The 14869-nt window shown below is 59.5% G+C and carries 14 protein-coding genes; 4 read left to right on the forward strand and 10 right to left on the reverse strand.

Annotation, left to right across the window (positions count from 1 at the left end; genetic code table 11):
- Positions 1–34: 34 nt before the first annotated feature.
- The 3 genes from ACR3FB_RS10590 to ACR3FB_RS10600 form a co-directional block, all read right to left on the reverse strand.
- Positions 35–358, reverse strand: coding sequence for a hypothetical protein (locus tag ACR3FB_RS10590; RefSeq protein ID WP_480563977.1), 324 nt, complete (start codon positions 356–358; stop codon positions 35–37).
- Between the two features lie 98 nt (positions 359–456).
- Entirely contained in the window at positions 457–2262 is a 1806-nt protein-coding gene (locus ACR3FB_RS10595) for an ABCB family ABC transporter ATP-binding protein/permease (protein ID WP_170640856.1), read from the reverse strand.
- Between the two features lie 77 nt (positions 2263–2339).
- Positions 2340–3776 (reverse strand): LysM peptidoglycan-binding domain-containing protein, encoded by a 1437-nt coding sequence (locus ACR3FB_RS10600; RefSeq protein ID WP_480563975.1) that lies wholly within the window; start codon positions 3774–3776, stop codon positions 2340–2342.
- Between the two features lie 126 nt (positions 3777–3902).
- Here ACR3FB_RS10600 and ACR3FB_RS10605 point away from each other — a divergent pair, with 126 nt between their 5' ends.
- Entirely contained in the window at positions 3903–4442 is a 540-nt protein-coding gene (locus tag ACR3FB_RS10605) for an LOG family protein (RefSeq protein ID WP_480563973.1), read from the forward strand.
- Positions 4443–4478: 36 nt separating this feature from the next.
- Here ACR3FB_RS10605 and ACR3FB_RS10610 read toward each other — a convergent pair whose 3' ends face one another.
- From ACR3FB_RS10610 to ACR3FB_RS10620, 3 genes are all read right to left on the reverse strand, one after another.
- On the reverse strand, positions 4479–4937 hold the full coding sequence (locus ACR3FB_RS10610; RefSeq protein WP_170552939.1) for a host attachment family protein: 459 nt from the start codon (positions 4935–4937) through the stop codon (positions 4479–4481).
- Between the two features lie 234 nt (positions 4938–5171).
- A complete protein-coding gene (locus ACR3FB_RS10615; protein ID WP_480563971.1) occupies positions 5172–5957 on the reverse strand; it encodes an ABC transporter permease subunit in 786 nt (261 codons plus the stop codon).
- Positions 5958–6142: 185 nt separating this feature from the next.
- Positions 6143–6742, reverse strand: coding sequence for a superoxide dismutase (locus ACR3FB_RS10620; protein ID WP_480563969.1), 600 nt, complete (start codon positions 6740–6742; stop codon positions 6143–6145).
- 100 nt (positions 6743–6842) lie between these two features.
- On the opposite strand from ACR3FB_RS10620, the gene ACR3FB_RS10625 reads away from it, so the two are divergent.
- Positions 6843–7604, forward strand: coding sequence for an FkbM family methyltransferase (locus ACR3FB_RS10625; RefSeq protein WP_480563967.1), 762 nt, complete (start codon positions 6843–6845; stop codon positions 7602–7604).
- Between the two features lie 109 nt (positions 7605–7713).
- On the opposite strand, the gene ACR3FB_RS10630 is transcribed toward ACR3FB_RS10625, so the two are convergent.
- From ACR3FB_RS10630 to ACR3FB_RS10645, 4 genes are all read right to left on the reverse strand, one after another.
- Entirely contained in the window at positions 7714–8280 is a 567-nt protein-coding gene (locus ACR3FB_RS10630) for a sarcosine oxidase subunit gamma (protein WP_480563965.1), read from the reverse strand.
- Positions 8273–11302: a sarcosine oxidase subunit alpha family protein gene (locus ACR3FB_RS10635; protein WP_480563963.1), complete on the reverse strand. Its 3030-nt coding sequence runs from the start codon at positions 11300–11302 to the stop codon at positions 8273–8275. The genes ACR3FB_RS10630 and ACR3FB_RS10635 overlap by 8 nt, the downstream gene beginning before the upstream one ends.
- Positions 11303–11345: 43 nt before the next feature.
- The gene (locus ACR3FB_RS10640) at positions 11346–11675 is read right to left on the reverse strand and encodes a sarcosine oxidase subunit delta (RefSeq protein ID WP_419739951.1); all 330 of its coding nucleotides are present in this window, start codon (positions 11673–11675) and stop codon (positions 11346–11348) included.
- A gap of 76 nt (positions 11676–11751) precedes the next feature.
- Positions 11752–12996: a sarcosine oxidase subunit beta family protein gene (locus ACR3FB_RS10645; protein WP_170666423.1), complete on the reverse strand. Its 1245-nt coding sequence runs from the start codon at positions 12994–12996 to the stop codon at positions 11752–11754.
- Positions 12997–13171: 175 nt separating this feature from the next.
- Between ACR3FB_RS10645 and ccmI the strand changes: the two genes are divergently transcribed.
- Together ccmI and ruvX are read left to right on the forward strand one after the other, a co-directional pair.
- A complete protein-coding gene (ccmI, locus tag ACR3FB_RS10650; RefSeq protein ID WP_480563961.1) occupies positions 13172–14398 on the forward strand; it encodes a c-type cytochrome biogenesis protein CcmI in 1227 nt (408 codons plus the stop codon).
- Positions 14395–14859: a Holliday junction resolvase RuvX gene (ruvX, locus tag ACR3FB_RS10655; protein WP_170639527.1), complete on the forward strand. Its 465-nt coding sequence runs from the start codon at positions 14395–14397 to the stop codon at positions 14857–14859. The genes ccmI and ruvX overlap by 4 nt, the downstream gene beginning before the upstream one ends.
- The last annotated feature ends 10 nt before the right edge of the window (positions 14860–14869 follow it).

Here is a 14869-nt window from a genome sequence, read left to right on the forward strand (position 1 = left end):
TGGCTCGCCATTTTTCGTTTCTTGAAACGTTTTTCTATTCCGAGAACGCGTATTCGCCCAGGTCGCACAGGTCCAGGTCGTAATCCTCAACCGCGCTGCCGTCATCAAACACGCCGCGAATATCATAGACGCAGGTTACAAGCCCATCCGCGATCAATACATCGATCTCATAGTCTGGCGCGAGGTATCCACCCTGCAGAAGGTTCCCCTCCCAACTGCCGGATGACGCGGGGGAGACATTGAACTCGACCAGATCCACGCTGGTTTCATTGACCAGCAGAAACTCCAGATCTTCGGCTGACGCGGCAAATGCTGCGAGTGTCAAACCGAGTGTCAAGGAAGTGACGACTTTCTTCATTCTTTGCTCTTTCCTGTTCGATGGCAAAACCAAGCCTAACGCGATACTGCGCTAGCTGTGGTTTCAACCAGCGGACGAGTCGCGTCAAACAGAAAATCTCAGGCAGCCTGCGTGTCGGCCTGCTGGCGGCTCCACAATTGGGCATAACGACCTTCGCGCGCCAATAGCGCATCATGGGTGCCCTGTTCGATGATCTCACCGCTTTCCAGAACCACAATCTGGTCGGCCTCGGCAATCGTGCTCAGACGGTGCGCGATGGTGATCACGGTCCGCCCTTCACCCGCACGGGCCAGAGCATCCTTGATCTCCTGCTCGGTATCGGTGTCGAGGGCCGAGGTCGCCTCATCCAGCAACAGAATAGGCGGGTTCTTGAGCAGCGTCCGCGCGATGCCGACACGCTGCTTTTCGCCGCCCGAGAGCTTCAGGCCACGCTCACCCACCTTGGTGTCATAGCCTTCGGGCAGAGAGGCGATGAAGTCGTGGATTTGTGCTGCACGCGCGGCCTCTTCCACATCGGCCTGCGTTGCGCCGTCACGGCCATAGGCAATGTTGTAGCGGATGGTGTCGTTGAACAACACCGTGTCCTGAGGCACAACGCCGATGGCCGCATGCAGACTGGTCTGACGTACATCCCGTACGTCCTGACCATCAATTTTCAACGCCCCACCGGTCACATCGTAGAACCGGAACAACAACCGCCCGATGGTGGATTTCCCGGACCCCGTCGCGCCAACAATGGCAACGGTCTGCCCTGCGGGCACCGACAGCGACACCCCTTTGAGGATCTCACGCTCCGGGTCATAGCCAAAACGCACATCCTGCAGGGTCACCTCGCCTCCATTGACCTTTAGGTCCGGAGCGTCCGGCTTGTCTTTCACCTCGGCGGGCTGTTCCAGCAGGTCGAACATCTGGCCCATATCGACCAGTGCTTGCCGGATCTCGCGATACACCGTGCCCAGAAAATTCAGCGGTACGGTGATCTGGATCATGTAGGCGTTTACCATAACGAAATCGCCAACCGTGAGCGTTCCGTTCTGAACCCCGATGGCCGCCAGAACCATCACTCCGATCAGGCCACAGGTGATCAGGAAGGACTGCCCAAAATTCAGGAAGGCCAGCGAATAGGCGGTCTTCAAAGCCGCCCCGGCATAGGCCTTCATCGACACGTCATACCGGTTTGCTTCACGCTGTTCGGCATTGAAATACTTGACGGTTTCGAAATTCAGCAGGCTGTCGATGGCGCGCTGGTTCGCCTCGGTATCCTGATCATTCATCTCGCGGCGCAGCTTCACGCGCCATTCGGTGACGGCAAAAGTAAACCAGATGTAAAGCGCAATAGTGACGGCCACGACGACCAGATACCAGACATCGAACAGCCACATCAGGATGATGGCGACCAGCAGCAGCTCCAGGATCAGCGGCCCGATCGAGAACAGCAGGAACCGCAAAAGGAACTCGACCCCCTTGACCCCACGCTCGATGATCCGGCTGAGGCCGCCTGTCCGGCGTCCAACGTGATAGCGCATGGACAGTTGGTGGATATGCTGAAAGGTCTCCAACGCGAGCGCACGCAAGGCTCGTTGGCCAACAGGGGCAAAGGCTGCATCGCGCAATTGTTGAAAGCCCACGGTCATCATCCGGGCGACACCATAGGCCACAGTCAACCCAACAGCGCCAAGGGCCAGAGGAGGCACGCCCTCGCCCGCCAGACCGTCCACCGCGCCTTTGTAGAGGATCGGCGTATAGACAGCGATCAGCTTGGCCAACACCAGCATCGCCATGGCAATCACAACGCGTCGCTTCACCCATGGCTCATCATCAGGCCACATATAGGGCGCAACCTTGCGTATCGTCCGCCAGCCAGAGCGGCGCTCGTCAATTCCGGCCAATTCGTCCGATGTCATGGGGGGCATACGTCGCATTACCTGCCTAGTGTGAAGTGCAATATGGGCCCCGGCCCGAGAAAGGCCAGAGCCTGAGCTTATTCAGGAATGGTGAACACCTGCCCCGGGAAGATCAGGTCCGGGTCGCGGATCAGCTCGCGGTTAGCGTCGAACAGGCGGACATATAGCACGCCGTCTCCGAACCTCTCACGCGAGATGGCCCACAGGGTGTCGCCCGCCTGAACCGTGACCGACCGGATCGGCGCAGGGGTTTCCTGCGGTTGCTCCGAGGTCTGCGCCTCGGCCGCTTGCAACACCTCGACGGGTTCACGTTTGAAAGGCGTTTCAACCCGGCTCAGGACTGTGCCGTCGGAATGCACCTCGTCCACTCGCAGGGTGTAGACGCCGGGATCAATCCCCTCGAGGTCTCCCCTCCAATTGCCATCGTCTTGCGGTGTTACATCGGCCACCAGTCGGTTATTCAGATAGATCCGCACAGCTGAACCTTCGTTCAGACGGCCTGTAAGTTGCACATCGCCGGTGTCTGAATAGCCGATTGTGTCCAACTCAACCTGCTCGGGCGCGGAGTTCTCTTCGGACGGGGATTGCACCAGCTCCACCCCATCCTCGCCTGAACGCAGGATGGCAACCTGTTGGTTTTCAGCAGGGGTTTCGGTTGCTTCTTCCGAGGTCGATTCAGCCTCAAAAACGGCCTCTTCTGTATCCGCACCAGTGTTCTGGGTTTCGGCACCGGCATCTGCAATTTCTGTACTGGTGTTCTCGGCTTCCGCACCCGCGTCTGCAGTTTCCGTACCGGCTTCCGCGGCTTCGGTGCCCGCGTCTGCGGTTTCCGTCGACTGCTCAGGCTCAACATTTGCCACAGTCGTATCTTCCGCCTCAGGCTCGGGATCTTCAGCAACTTCCGGTTCCGAGGACGTTTCCTCAACCGTTGGCGCTGGCTCCTCGGGGGCGGGTTCTGGCAGGGCTGCTATCAGATAGTCGTCAGATCGAACGGTTTCATCCCCATCGGTAGACTGCAAAACAAGGCCACGTGGATCATCGCTGTATGGGACCGCAACGAATTCGGCGAACTCGCCCGTCTCATCGACCGAAAACTGATGCACGATCTCGCCGTTCAGCACCACATCAACGTCACTGCCCGGCTCTGCCTCACCCGACAGCAACGCGCTACCGTCCGGCGACACGAAAATCTGGTCCAACGCCGGAGGTGTCGAAGGGGTAGCCTCAACTGCAACTTCTTCGGGCTGGGCTTCGGGTTCTTCTGCGGCAGGTTCCTCAGCCTCGGCGGTAGCCTCCTCTGACTCGGGTGCGGGCTCCTGCGAGGCCTCTTCTTCGGGTGCAACCTCCGGCGCTGGAGTTTCCTCTGCAACCTCAACCTGTTCCTGTACGGGTTCGGGGCTGCTTGAAAACACACCCGACAAATACAGACCACCGGCCGCAAGAATTGCCACAAGGCCGACAAGCAGCCCCCAGATGAAGCTGCCCGAGCTTCCGCTTCCCGATGTGCCGTTCATTCTTTCCCTTTCATTCCGCCGCGAAACTGATGTGAGTGACTCGTGTTCCGGCGGACAGTTGAGCCAACCTACCAATCTCGCTATCAGGGGTCAAAACGTCTGAAACAAGCCCGGAGCGCACCTGTCATGTCCCAGAAATCCGTCTGTGTGTATTGCGGGTCACGCAATGGCACCAATCCCGCCTATTCTGACGCCGCCAAACAGTTGGGAGCCGCGCTGGCGCAGGAAGGCTGGCGACTGGTCTACGGGGCCGGAGATGTGGGTCTGATGGGGGAAGTTGCGCGCGCCACGCAATCTGCCGGTGGCGAAACCTTCGGCGTTATCCCGGTGCATCTGGTCCAGCGCGAAGTCGGCAAAAGCGACCTGACGCATTACGTGATCACTGAGACGATGCACGAGCGCAAGAAAGTCATGATCATGAATGCGGATGCCGTCGTGGTGCTGCCCGGAGGGCCGGGATCACTGGACGAGCTGTTTGAGGCGCTGACATGGCGGCAGTTGGGCCTGCATGATAAGCCGATTGTGGTGGTGAATGTGGGGGGCTACTGGGATAAGCTCCGCGACCTGCTGAAACAGGTGATCGAACAGGGCTTTGCCGATCAGTCTCTGTCAAGTTTCGTGACGTGGGTCGAGGACGCGGACGCGGCCATCACCGCTTTGCGGTAGGCCGTTTTGTGGGCGGACGAAGCCGCCCGTTTTCATTCACGCTAAACGTGGCGCAGGGCGAAGGCGCTGTTTCAGCACCTGTTCGACCTTGTGAAGCGGGTGGTTGGTCAGGGTTTTGTCCACCTCGGCCACAACTTTGGCCAGCACCTCACTATGAAGCCTGCGCCGCAGCAGCCCCAGAACATGTGGGCTGGCCACCAGAACAAGCCTTTGGAATTTGCCTTTTAAACCCTTGCGGTTCAGAAGATTGGCAAGGTCCTGCACGAACAGCGATTTCGCATGGGATTTCCAGTCCGGCTCCTCAACCGCCGATTTCTGGTTCGGCCCCGGATCAGACCGCCGACCGGCCCTGTCAGTGGGGCGGTCGTGAGATTCTTGCTCCTCAACCGAAACAACAACCAGATTGGGGTCTTCGGCATCGGTGATGTTCTCGACGAACAGTGCCTTTTCCCCATCCGCGATAACAACCCAGGTTCCCTGTTCAAGTGCAGCCATTATGCTCTCCCGTAGTGGTTTCCATGGCTATCCCTCATGTATTGGGCACAAGTTCTTTGCTTCGCGGCCAGAGCGTTCTGGCGCGGTGTTTGCTTGTGCTTCCAATGAGTGCGGTTCTCTCCCTCCGCTCTATTTACTTAAGCACTGGCGGACCCGGTACAATCCCGTCTCATACCGAAACTTGACGTATCGGCAAGTTTTCACCTGCGCTTCATGTTCGAGCAGATCGCGGACCTAGTGGATGCCTGCGGTCAGACCCCGCATCAGCCATCGCTGCAGCCCGATCACGACAATAGCTGGTGGCAGCAGCGCCAAAAGCGCCAGAACCATACCCGCGGTGCCACCAAAGCCCGAATAGGCCATGCCGCGCACCAAGGTGTCATGGTCCTGACTCGTGGTGGTGATCATGATCGGCCAGACATACTGGTTCCACCCCAGAACAAACAGGATCGCGAATACCGCCGCGATCATCGGCAAAGACAGAGGGATTACAATATCGACCAGAACACGCAGCGGTCCGGCGCCGTCCATCTGGGCGGCCTCCATCACCTCATTAGGGATCTGGCGCATGTATTGGCGAAAGACCAGCACGCCGAGCCCGCTGGCCGTGATCGGCAGGATCATCCCGGCGTAGGAATTGAGCAGCCCAAGATCACTGGCAACGGCGAAGGTCGGCAGGATCCGGGTCTCGATCGGAAAGAACATCGCGATCAGGATCACGCCGTAGATCAACCCGCTGCAAGGCAGTCGAAAGAAAACCAGCGCATAAGCGGCCATCATCGACATCACGCTTTTCAAGATGGCAACGCCAAGGGCCAGTACCAGCGAATTCCACATCATCGCCCCTGCCCCAATGCCAGCGCTGCTGAGGCCACCACGCCAGACCCGCTGAACCAAGACCCAAAGCTCGGGCAGATCAAGGGCCGTGAGCAACTGCCAAAGCAGCAGGCAGACCGGCCCGCACATCAAGGCAACGCCCGCCAGAAGAATCGCGTGATCGAGGAGATGGTTTCCACGCAAGCTTGAGGTCCAATCGTCAAAATGGCGGTTTGCCAGTTGGTTTCAGCAGGACTGTCACGGTTGAGGTGGTCCCGCAAGGTTTGCTGCGCGGATTAACCAACCGCGCCACATAAAAACTATGCCAATGAAAAAGGCCTGCCAGCGTCTCCGCCAGCAGGCCCTTGTGCCCAAACGGGACTCTCAGATCACATCCGCGATGCGACGTTTTCCCAGTTCACCAGGTTGTCGAGGAAGTTCGACAGGTAAGCCGGACGCTTGTTGCGGAAGTCGATGTAGTAGGAATGCTCCCACACGTCGCAACCCAGCAGAGCGGTCTGACCAAAGCACAGCGGGTTCACGCCGTTTTCGGTTTTGGTCACGGCCAGCGAGCCGTCTGCGTTCTTGACCAGCCATGCCCAGCCCGAGCCGAACTGACCCGCGCCAGCCGCGCTGAACTGCGACTTGAACTCGTCAACCGAGCCGAAGCTTTCGGTCAGCGCTTTTTCAAGTTCGCTAGGCATCGCGCTTTCGCCGGGGCCCATCATCTCCCAGAACTGGTTGTGGTTCCACAGCTGGCTGATGTTGTTGAAGATACCGTTCTGCGCGACGGCGTTTGCGTCGTAGGTACCTACGATGATCTCTTCCAGCGACTTGCCGTCCCACTCGGTGTCGGCGATCAGCTTGTTGCCGTTGTCGACATAGGCTTTGTGGTGCAGGTCGTGGTGATATTCCAGCGTTTCGGCGGACATGCCCTTGGCTGCCAGCGCGTCATGTGCATAAGGAAGATCAGGAAGTTCAAAAGCCATGTCGGCCCCCTGTAAAATAAAAGTTGCGGTTCCCAAGGGTTAAATGCTTTGGCAACCGCCGCAGGTCAAGGGGCGAGACAATAAAACCCGGAGGTCCGCGATGCTGACACAGGCGCGCAAAATCTTTTACCGCGCCCGCGGATACTATGCTGGGAACCTGAATGGTCAGGCGTTCCGGCTGGATCCCTACCATTCGAAATTCTGGCGTAAAGCCTCGGCCGGAGATTGGGAGCCCGAGACCTTCGCCGTTCTCGATCAGTTCCTGTCCCCGGAAAACGACTATCTGGATATTGGCGCGTGGATCGGGCCGACTGTCCTTTACGGTGCGCGCAAAGCCCGCCATGTGTATTGCTTTGAACCTGACCCGACCGCTTTTCGTCATCTGGCCTGGAACCTGGACCTGAACAATATCCGCAATGTCTCGGCCTTTGGGGTCGCTCTGTCGGATCAGTTCGGAGTGGCCCGCATAGCCTCAACCCGAGGAGAGCCAGGCGATTCCACCAGTTCCCTTTTGCATGACGCGGCGCATGGAACGGATGCTTTGACAATCGTATGGGATCAGTTCCAGGCCGCCCAGGATTTAAGCCGCGTCTCGCTGGTGAAAATGGATATCGAAGGGGCCGAGTTCTTTGTCCTGCCTACGTTACTGGACTGGCTGAAACAGAAACGTCCCGCTTTGTTTCTGTCCCTGCATGCGCCACTTTTGGAAGAGGCGAACCGGCGTTCCCGTATGGAAAGCCTGCTAGAAAGCCTAAGGTACTACAACCATCTGTGCGACGAAAACGGACAGCCGGTGACGGTACAGGCGCTGTTGGAACCCGCGGCGCTCAGCCGCTTTCAAACGATCCTTTTACATGATTGAAGTGGGCGCCGTTCGGGCCTCCGATCACTCTTAACTGGTATTCCCAAGGTCGGAACGCAAAAGGCTCCGGCCAAAACCGGAGCCTTTTTTTACATCAGTCGTCGGTTCGTTAGTAAACCCCGACCTCACTGCCCGGCTGCGCCGCAACCTTGAGCAGTTTGAACACATAGTCAGCCGCCGAACGGAAGCAGACGATGCGCAGGGTCTCGGCGTCGTCCATCCAGAATGCACCAGCCACCTGAGCTAGACGCGAACGGCGAATTTGGCCGGGTCGGAAAGCCGCAGGTGACAGATCGACCGGAGCAACCTTGCCCAGAACTTCACGCGCGTTGCTGCCCGTGACTGAGAACACCGCACGGGCGTCCGAGACATTGACGGCCAGCGCATGCGTACCGCCAAGCGCGTTGGCCATCTCGGCCAGTTTGGCCTCAACCTCGGCATAGGGCACAAGCACCAGCAGCTCATCGGTGGACATCCAGCACACGCCGGTATCGCCATCGACCAGAGCCTCACGCTGGCCGGGCATTTTTTGCCCGGTTGCATCCTTGACAGCCTTGGCCAGCACCTTGTCGGACAGATCGCCGCGCAGGGTGATCATGCCCTGCAGGCCGACCTCGGCCACTTTGGCGATACCGTCATAGCTGGCGTGGTTCAGTGCACTGATGGGTTCAGACATTCTGCTTCTCCCCGTCCTTGTCGTAGAAGATCGGATCGACGATCTTGGCTTTGTAGGTTTTGCCATCGGTTCCCGGGAACTCGACAATCTCGCCCATGCGGTCAGGACCGTGCTTGATCAGACCCATCGCGATGCCTTTGTCCAGATTGGACGAGTAATAGGTCGAGGTCACACGCCCGATCATGTTGCGCTGACCGTTGGCATTGACGCCCTCGCCGACCGCATAGGCTCCGTCCGGCAGAACCGATCCATCCACAGTCTCCAGACCGACCAGTTTCCAACGCTCTGAATCGGCCATATGGGTCCGCGAATGGGCGCGTTTGCCGAGGTAATCCTCTTTCTTCTTGGACAGCGCCCAATGCAGCCCCAGATCCTGCGGGATCACGGTGCCGTCTGTCTCGTCCCCGATCATGATAAAGCCCTTCTCGGCCCGCAGGATGTGCAGGCATTCGGTGCCATACGGCATAACGCCGAATTCTTTGCCCGCGTCGATCAGAGCATCCCAGAACGCCTGACCCTGAGATGCGGGAACCGCGATTTCATAGGACAGTTCACCCGAGAACGAGATGCGGTAGGCCCGCGCATCGAACGCGCCGATCTTACCGTCACGCCATTCCATGAAAGGCAGCGCTTCTTTCGAGACATCCATGCCGCCACCGGCTTGAGCGTTCAGCTTCTCTAGCACCTTGCGGGCGTTGGGACCAACCACGGCGACCTGAGCATATTGCTCGGTGACGTTCGCAACGTAGACTTTCCAGTCCCACCACTCGGTCTGCAGCCATTCTTCCATGTGACCATGGATGCGCTCGGCACCGCCGGTGGTGGTGTGGCACAGCCATGTGTCCTCGTCGATGCGGGCAACAACACCGTCATCGATCAGGAAGCCGTTCTCGGAACACATCAGGCCATAGCGGCATTTACCGACCTTCAGCGTGGACATCATGTTGGTGTACATCATGTCCAGGAACTTGCCCGCATCGGGGCCTTTGACGATCAGTTTACCCAGTGTCGAGGCGTCCAGCAGGCCGAGGTTTTCGCGGGTGTTCTTCACCTCACGATTCACCGCGTCATGCACGGATTCACCGGGACGGACATAGGCATAGGCCCGGCGCCAATGGCCGACTGGCTCCCAGTCTGCGCCATTCTGGTCGTGCCAGTTGTGCATCGGGGTCTGGCGGATCGGTTGGAACACCTCACCACGTGCTTCACCACCGATCGACGCCAGCGAGATGGGCGTATAGGGCGGACGGAACGTCGTGGTACCGACCTTCGGAATCTCGGAATCCAACGCATCAGCAAGGATCGCCAAGCCGTTGATGTTGCTCAACTTACCCTGATCGGTCGCCATACCCAGCGTGGTGTAGCGCTTGGTATGTTCAACGCTTTCATAACCTTCGCGCGCAGCCAGCTGAACGTCCGAGACCTTCACGTCGTTCTGGAAGTCCAACCACGATTTCATGCGCAGCTGGATGTCCGCATTCGCAGGCATCAGCCAAACAGCCGCCATCGGAGCCTCGGCCGTGGTTTCGCCTGTAGGAGCCTTGGTACGTTTTGCCTTATAGCCGGCCGCCTTCGCCGCTGTTTTACCTGCAGCGTCCGCGTCAGTCAGAACGTCGCCGAGAGCCAACGGACCATTGGACGAACCCGCGGCAATCACGAAGCCTTCACCGTCTGCACCCAGCGGAGGACGTTCAGGGTCAGGACGGAAGTGGGCATTTGCCTCATCCCAGATCAGCTTGCCGCCGCAATGCGACCACATGTGAACAACCGGAGACCAGCCGCCCGACATGGCGACTGCATCGCATTCGACCTCTTCCCGCGCACCACCGATGCCTTCCTGGTTGCACAGCGCAACTTTTTTGACGCGCTTGCCGCCCTTGACCTTGGCGATGGCCTTGCCGGGATCAACACGGATGCCCAACTGACGCGCCTCTTCCGCCAGAGGTCCGGCGCTTGCGCGCGCATCGACCACGCGCAGAACATCCACACCGGCTTTCTTGAGGGCAATTGCAGTGCGATAGGCGTCGTCATTGTTGGTCGCAACGATCACGCGGTCGCCGGGGGTCACGCCCCAGTTCACCACATAATCCCGCATAGCCGAGGCCAACATCACGCCCGGAACATCGTTACCCGCGAAAGACAGCGGACGCTCAATCGCGCCGGTTGCTGTGACAACCTGTTTGGCACGGATGCGCCACAGGCGATGACGCGGGCCTTGCACGCCCGGAGTGTGGTCCGTCAGGCGTTCGTAGCCCAGTACGTAACCGTGGTCATAAACCCCTGCCCCCATGCAGCGATTGCGCAGGATGACGTTGTCCATTGTTTCGAGTTCAGAAACTAATTGTTCCACGAACTTATCCACAGGCTCACCGTCGATCGTTCCACCATCAACAGGAGCACGACCACCCCAATGCGCGGTCTGCTCGATCAGCATGACCTTGGCACCGGACTGAGCCGCCGCCTTAGCCGCCTGCAGACCAGCGACACCGCCACCGATCACCAGTACATCGGTGAAGTGGTAGAAATGCTCATAGGTGTCTGCATCACGATTGTCCTTGTCGGGCGCTTTGCCCAGCCCGGCGGACTGACGGATGAACGGCTCGTAGACGTGTTTCCAGAACGGCTTCGGATGGATGAACATCTTGTAGTAGAAGCCAGCCGGCAGGAAGCGCGACAGATGGGTGTTGATCGACCCGATGTCGAACTCGAGGTTCGGCCAGTGGTTCTGCGATACAGACGTCAGACCGTTGAACAGCTCGGTCGTGGTGGCGCGCTGGTTCGGTTCAAACCGGTTGCCTTCGCCCAAACCGACCAGAGCGTTCGGCTCTTCCGCGCCACTTGCGACGACGCCGCGTGGACGGTGGTATTTGAACGACCGGCCAATCATCATCTGGTCGTTGGCCAACAGGGCGGATGCAAGGGTATCGCCTTCATAGCCCTGCATCGAGGTGCCGTTGAAGGTAAAGGTAACCTGTTTCGACCGGTCAATCAGCCGGCCTTGATTTGCGAGACGGGTGCTCATGTTGCGGACCTTTCGCAGGCGGAATTACGGTTGGCTGGGTGGATCATTTAAACTCTCTCCACGTCCAGCCGGGACGCTTGGCGGTGATGGCGTCCTTGATTTCTTGCGGTGGCTCGGTGGTCTGGGCCGGATATGTGCCGAACACCTCAAGCGTGTTGGTGCAGCGCGCCGCGTGGAACCACTTGCCACAGCCATTCGCGTGGCGCCAACGTTCGAAATGAACGCCTTTCGGGTTCTCACGCATGAACAGGTAGTCGTGGAATTCATCATCCGACGAGCCGGGGCCATAGCGCTTCAGATGCGCTTCGCCGCCGGCGGCCAGTTCAGTTTCTTCGGCATCGACGCCGCAATAGGGGCAATTCAGGATCAGCATATGGTCATCCTTTTCTCGGTCGGTCGGCACTCGGGCCGACCAGAATTCTGTGTTGTGGCCACCTCGGGCAGAGCCCTTAGTGCGCCACCCCGGCGGCGACGCTTTCGTCGATGAAGCGGCCCTCTTTGAAGCGGTCCATCGAGAAGGCCTCGGTCAGCGGTGAATGACCTGTCGCCATCAGCTGTGCCATACCCCAGCCCGAGCCCGGAATGGCCTTGAAGCCACCGGTGCCCCAACCTGCGTTGATGAAACAGCCCTGCAGCGGTGTTTTCGACAGGATCGGAGACCGGTCGCCGGTCATATCCACAATCCCGCCCCACTGACGCAGCATTTTCAGGCGCGAGATCATCGGGAAGGTCTCAACCAATGCGCGGACGGTTTCCTCGATGTGATGGAAGCTGCCGCGCTGGGTGAAGTTGTTGAACCCATCGGTACCGCCGCCGATCACCATCTCGCCCTTGTCGGACTGCGACATGTAGCCATGTACGGTGTTGGCCATCACGACCACGTCCATGCAGGGTTTGATCGGCTCGGACACCAGCGCCTGCAGCGCAACGGCTTCCAGCGGCAAGCGGAAGCCTGCCATCTCGGCCAGCTGACCGGAATGGCCTGCAACGACGATCCCCAGCTTGTCGCAGTCGATCGCGCCTTTGGTTGTATCAACGCCAACAACGCGACCATTGTCCGAGCGCACACCGGTGACTTCGCATTTCTGGATGATGTCCATGCCCATGGCCGAACAGGCGCGTGCATAGCCCCACGCCACCGCATCGTGACGCGCGGTGCCGCCGCGTTCCTGCCAAAGGCCACCCAGAACCGGATAACGCGGACCGTCCAGATTGATGATCGGTACCAGCTCTTTCACGCGTTCGGGTCCGATCCACTCAGTCTGAACACCCTGCAGTGCGTTGGCATGCGCCGTGCGCTGATAGCCGCGAATTTCGTGCTGAGTCTGCGCCAGCATGATCACGCCGCGGGGGCTGAACATGATGTTGTAGTTCAGGTCCTGACTCAGGTCCTCATAGAGGCCCCGCGCCTTTTCATAGAGCGCCGCCGAAGGATCCTGCAGGTAGTTCGACCGGATGATGGTCGTGTTCCGGCCCGTGTTCCCGCCGCCCAGCCATCCTTTTTCGATGATGGCGACATTCTGGATGCCGTAGTTTTTACCAAGGTAGTAGGCGGTCGCCAGACCATGCCCCCCGGCACCGACGATGATGACGTCGTATTTTTTCTTTGGCTCGGGCGAGCGCCATGCGCGCTCCCATCCGGTGTGATAGCGCAACGCTTCGCGCGCGACAGCAAAGGCTGAATAGTGTTTCATAAGCGAATCCATCCGGTTCGGTGATTAGCGCAGGTATGCCGCGTCGACCGGGTATATCCACGCCGGTCAACGCCGCAATATAGCACTATTGCGACATGTGGCACATTCGCGGCCATTTGTCCCTTTTTTTAGGCGGCCCGCAGGTCTAAGTCAGGGCAGAATTTCAGGAGAGAGCATGACGTTCTGGGTCATTTCATGTCTGATCGCGCTGCTGGTCGCAGGGTTCCTCGGCTACACGCTTTTGCGCGGCCGCCGCGCGGACGAGCCAACCGCAGCCTACGATCTGCGCGTCTACCGTGAACAACTGGCCGGTGTGGACCGTGATCTGGCCCGAGGAGTCATTGGCGAAGCCGATGCCGAGAGGGTCCGTACCGAGATCTCACGCCGCATTCTGGCAGCGGACGCCCAGATGCAGGGTGACCGGGTGGCCTCGGGCCCGTCGCGCGGGGTTTCCGTCGTCAGTATCGCGATCGTGATGCTGATCGTTATCGGCGGCGCGCTGGCGATGTACTACCGAACCGGTGCCGTCGGCTTGCCCGATCAACCCCTGACAGCACGACTGGCATTGGCCGAGGAGGTCCGGACGAACCGCCCGGCGCAGGAAGCAGCCGAAGCCCTTGCCACCCCGCCGCAGCCGCGACAACTGGAAGAAAGCTACGCAACGCTGCTCCAGCAACTGCGCGACACCGTGGCGGCCCGGCCTAATGACCTGCAAGGGCATATCCTGCTGACACAGCACGAAGTCAATGCGGGGAACTTCAAGGCCGCTTATGCCGCGCAGCAACGCGTTATCGAGCTTTCGGGTCAGGCGGCAACAGCCGATGATTACTCGGATCTGGCCGAAAAGATGATCCTTGCGGCAGGCGGTTATGTCTCGCCCGAAGCCGAGCAAATTCTGGCCGCCGCGCTTGAGCGTGATCCCCGACACGGCCCGGCGCGCTACTACTGGGGGCAGATGCTGGCCCAGACCGGACGTCCAGACCTCGCCTATCGTGTCTGGGTCGACACCGCGCGGGATGCGCCGGTGGGCGCACCCTGGGGTGATGCCATTCGCACCCAGTTGGATGAGCTTGCCTTCCGCGCTGGGGTTTTCAACGGCCCCGACCCCAGCTCATTGGGCCAGCCCGGCCCAAGTCAGGACGATGTCGCCGCCGCAGCGGAGATGACCCCGGAAGAACGGCAAGAGATGATCCAAGGCATGGTTGACCGTCTGTCTGATCGCCTGGCGACTGAGGGCGGTCCTCCTCAGGACTGGGCGCGCCTGATCGCGGCGCTTGGCGTTTTGGGTCAGGCCCAGCGTGCAATAGATATTCGCGACGAAGCCGAGATCCTCTTTGCCGACAACCCCGAGGCGCTTGAGATGATCGACGCAGCCGCCCTGCAAGCCGGTATTGCCCAATGATCCACGACGATTTTGAGGACTTCGCCGCTTCCCTGTCGCCGATGACGGCGCTTATGGGGCTGGATCTGGGTGAAAAGACCATCGGCGTGGCGGTCTCGGACCGGATGCGCGGGGTGGCCAGCCCTCTGGAGACCGTGCGTCGCAAGAAATTCACACTCGATTCCGCGCGCTTGCTTGAGTTGATCAAGGATCGTGAGATTGGTGGCGTCATCCTCGGGCTGCCAAAAAACATGGACGGTACTGAGGGCCCCCGTTGCCAATCCACCCGCGCTTTTGCCCGCAACTTGACCCGCCTGACCGACTGCCCCATCGGCTTCTGGGACGAGCGTCTGAGCACAGTTGCGGCAGAAAAGGCACTTTTAGAGGCGGATACGACACGAAAACGTCGCGGACAGGTTATTGATCACGTTGCAGCAGGGTATATCTTGCAAGGAGCGCTGGACAGGCTGCGCTTTTTGTAACGGGTCGGAG

The organism is Ruegeria sp. AO1, from assembly GCF_056535985.1.

Bases quoted from the DNA above. Each gene is read 5' to 3' on its own strand.
- ACR3FB_RS10645 (WP_170666423.1), bottom strand. From the start codon at position 12,996: ATGAAACACTATTCAGCCTTTGCTGTCGCGCGCGAAGCGTTGCGCTAT.
- ACR3FB_RS10595 (WP_170640856.1), bottom strand. From the start codon at position 2,262: ATGACATCGGACGAATTGGCCGGAATTGACGAGCGCCGCTCTGGCTGG.
- ruvX (WP_170639527.1), top strand. From the start codon at position 14,395: ATGATCCACGACGATTTTGAGGACTTCGCCGCTTCCCTGTCGCCGATG.
- ACR3FB_RS10620 (WP_480563969.1), bottom strand. From the start codon at position 6,742: ATGGCTTTTGAACTTCCTGATCTTCCTTATGCACATGACGCGCTGGCA.
- ACR3FB_RS10635 (WP_480563963.1), bottom strand. From the start codon at position 11,302: ATGAGCACCCGTCTCGCAAATCAAGGCCGGCTGATTGACCGGTCGAAA.
- ACR3FB_RS10640 (WP_419739951.1), bottom strand. From the start codon at position 11,675: ATGCTGATCCTGAATTGCCCCTATTGCGGCGTCGATGCCGAAGAAACT.
- ACR3FB_RS10605 (WP_480563973.1), top strand. From the start codon at position 3,903: ATGTCCCAGAAATCCGTCTGTGTGTATTGCGGGTCACGCAATGGCACC.
- ACR3FB_RS10630 (WP_480563965.1), bottom strand. From the start codon at position 8,280: ATGTCTGAACCCATCAGTGCACTGAACCACGCCAGCTATGACGGTATC.
- ccmI (WP_480563961.1), top strand. From the start codon at position 13,172: ATGACGTTCTGGGTCATTTCATGTCTGATCGCGCTGCTGGTCGCAGGG.
- ACR3FB_RS10625 (WP_480563967.1), top strand. From the start codon at position 6,843: ATGCTGACACAGGCGCGCAAAATCTTTTACCGCGCCCGCGGATACTAT.
- ACR3FB_RS10610 (WP_170552939.1), bottom strand. From the start codon at position 4,937: ATGGCTGCACTTGAACAGGGAACCTGGGTTGTTATCGCGGATGGGGAA.
- ACR3FB_RS10590 (WP_480563977.1), bottom strand. From the start codon at position 358: ATGAAGAAAGTCGTCACTTCCTTGACACTCGGTTTGACACTCGCAGCA.
- ACR3FB_RS10600 (WP_480563975.1), bottom strand. From the start codon at position 3,776: ATGAACGGCACATCGGGAAGCGGAAGCTCGGGCAGCTTCATCTGGGGG.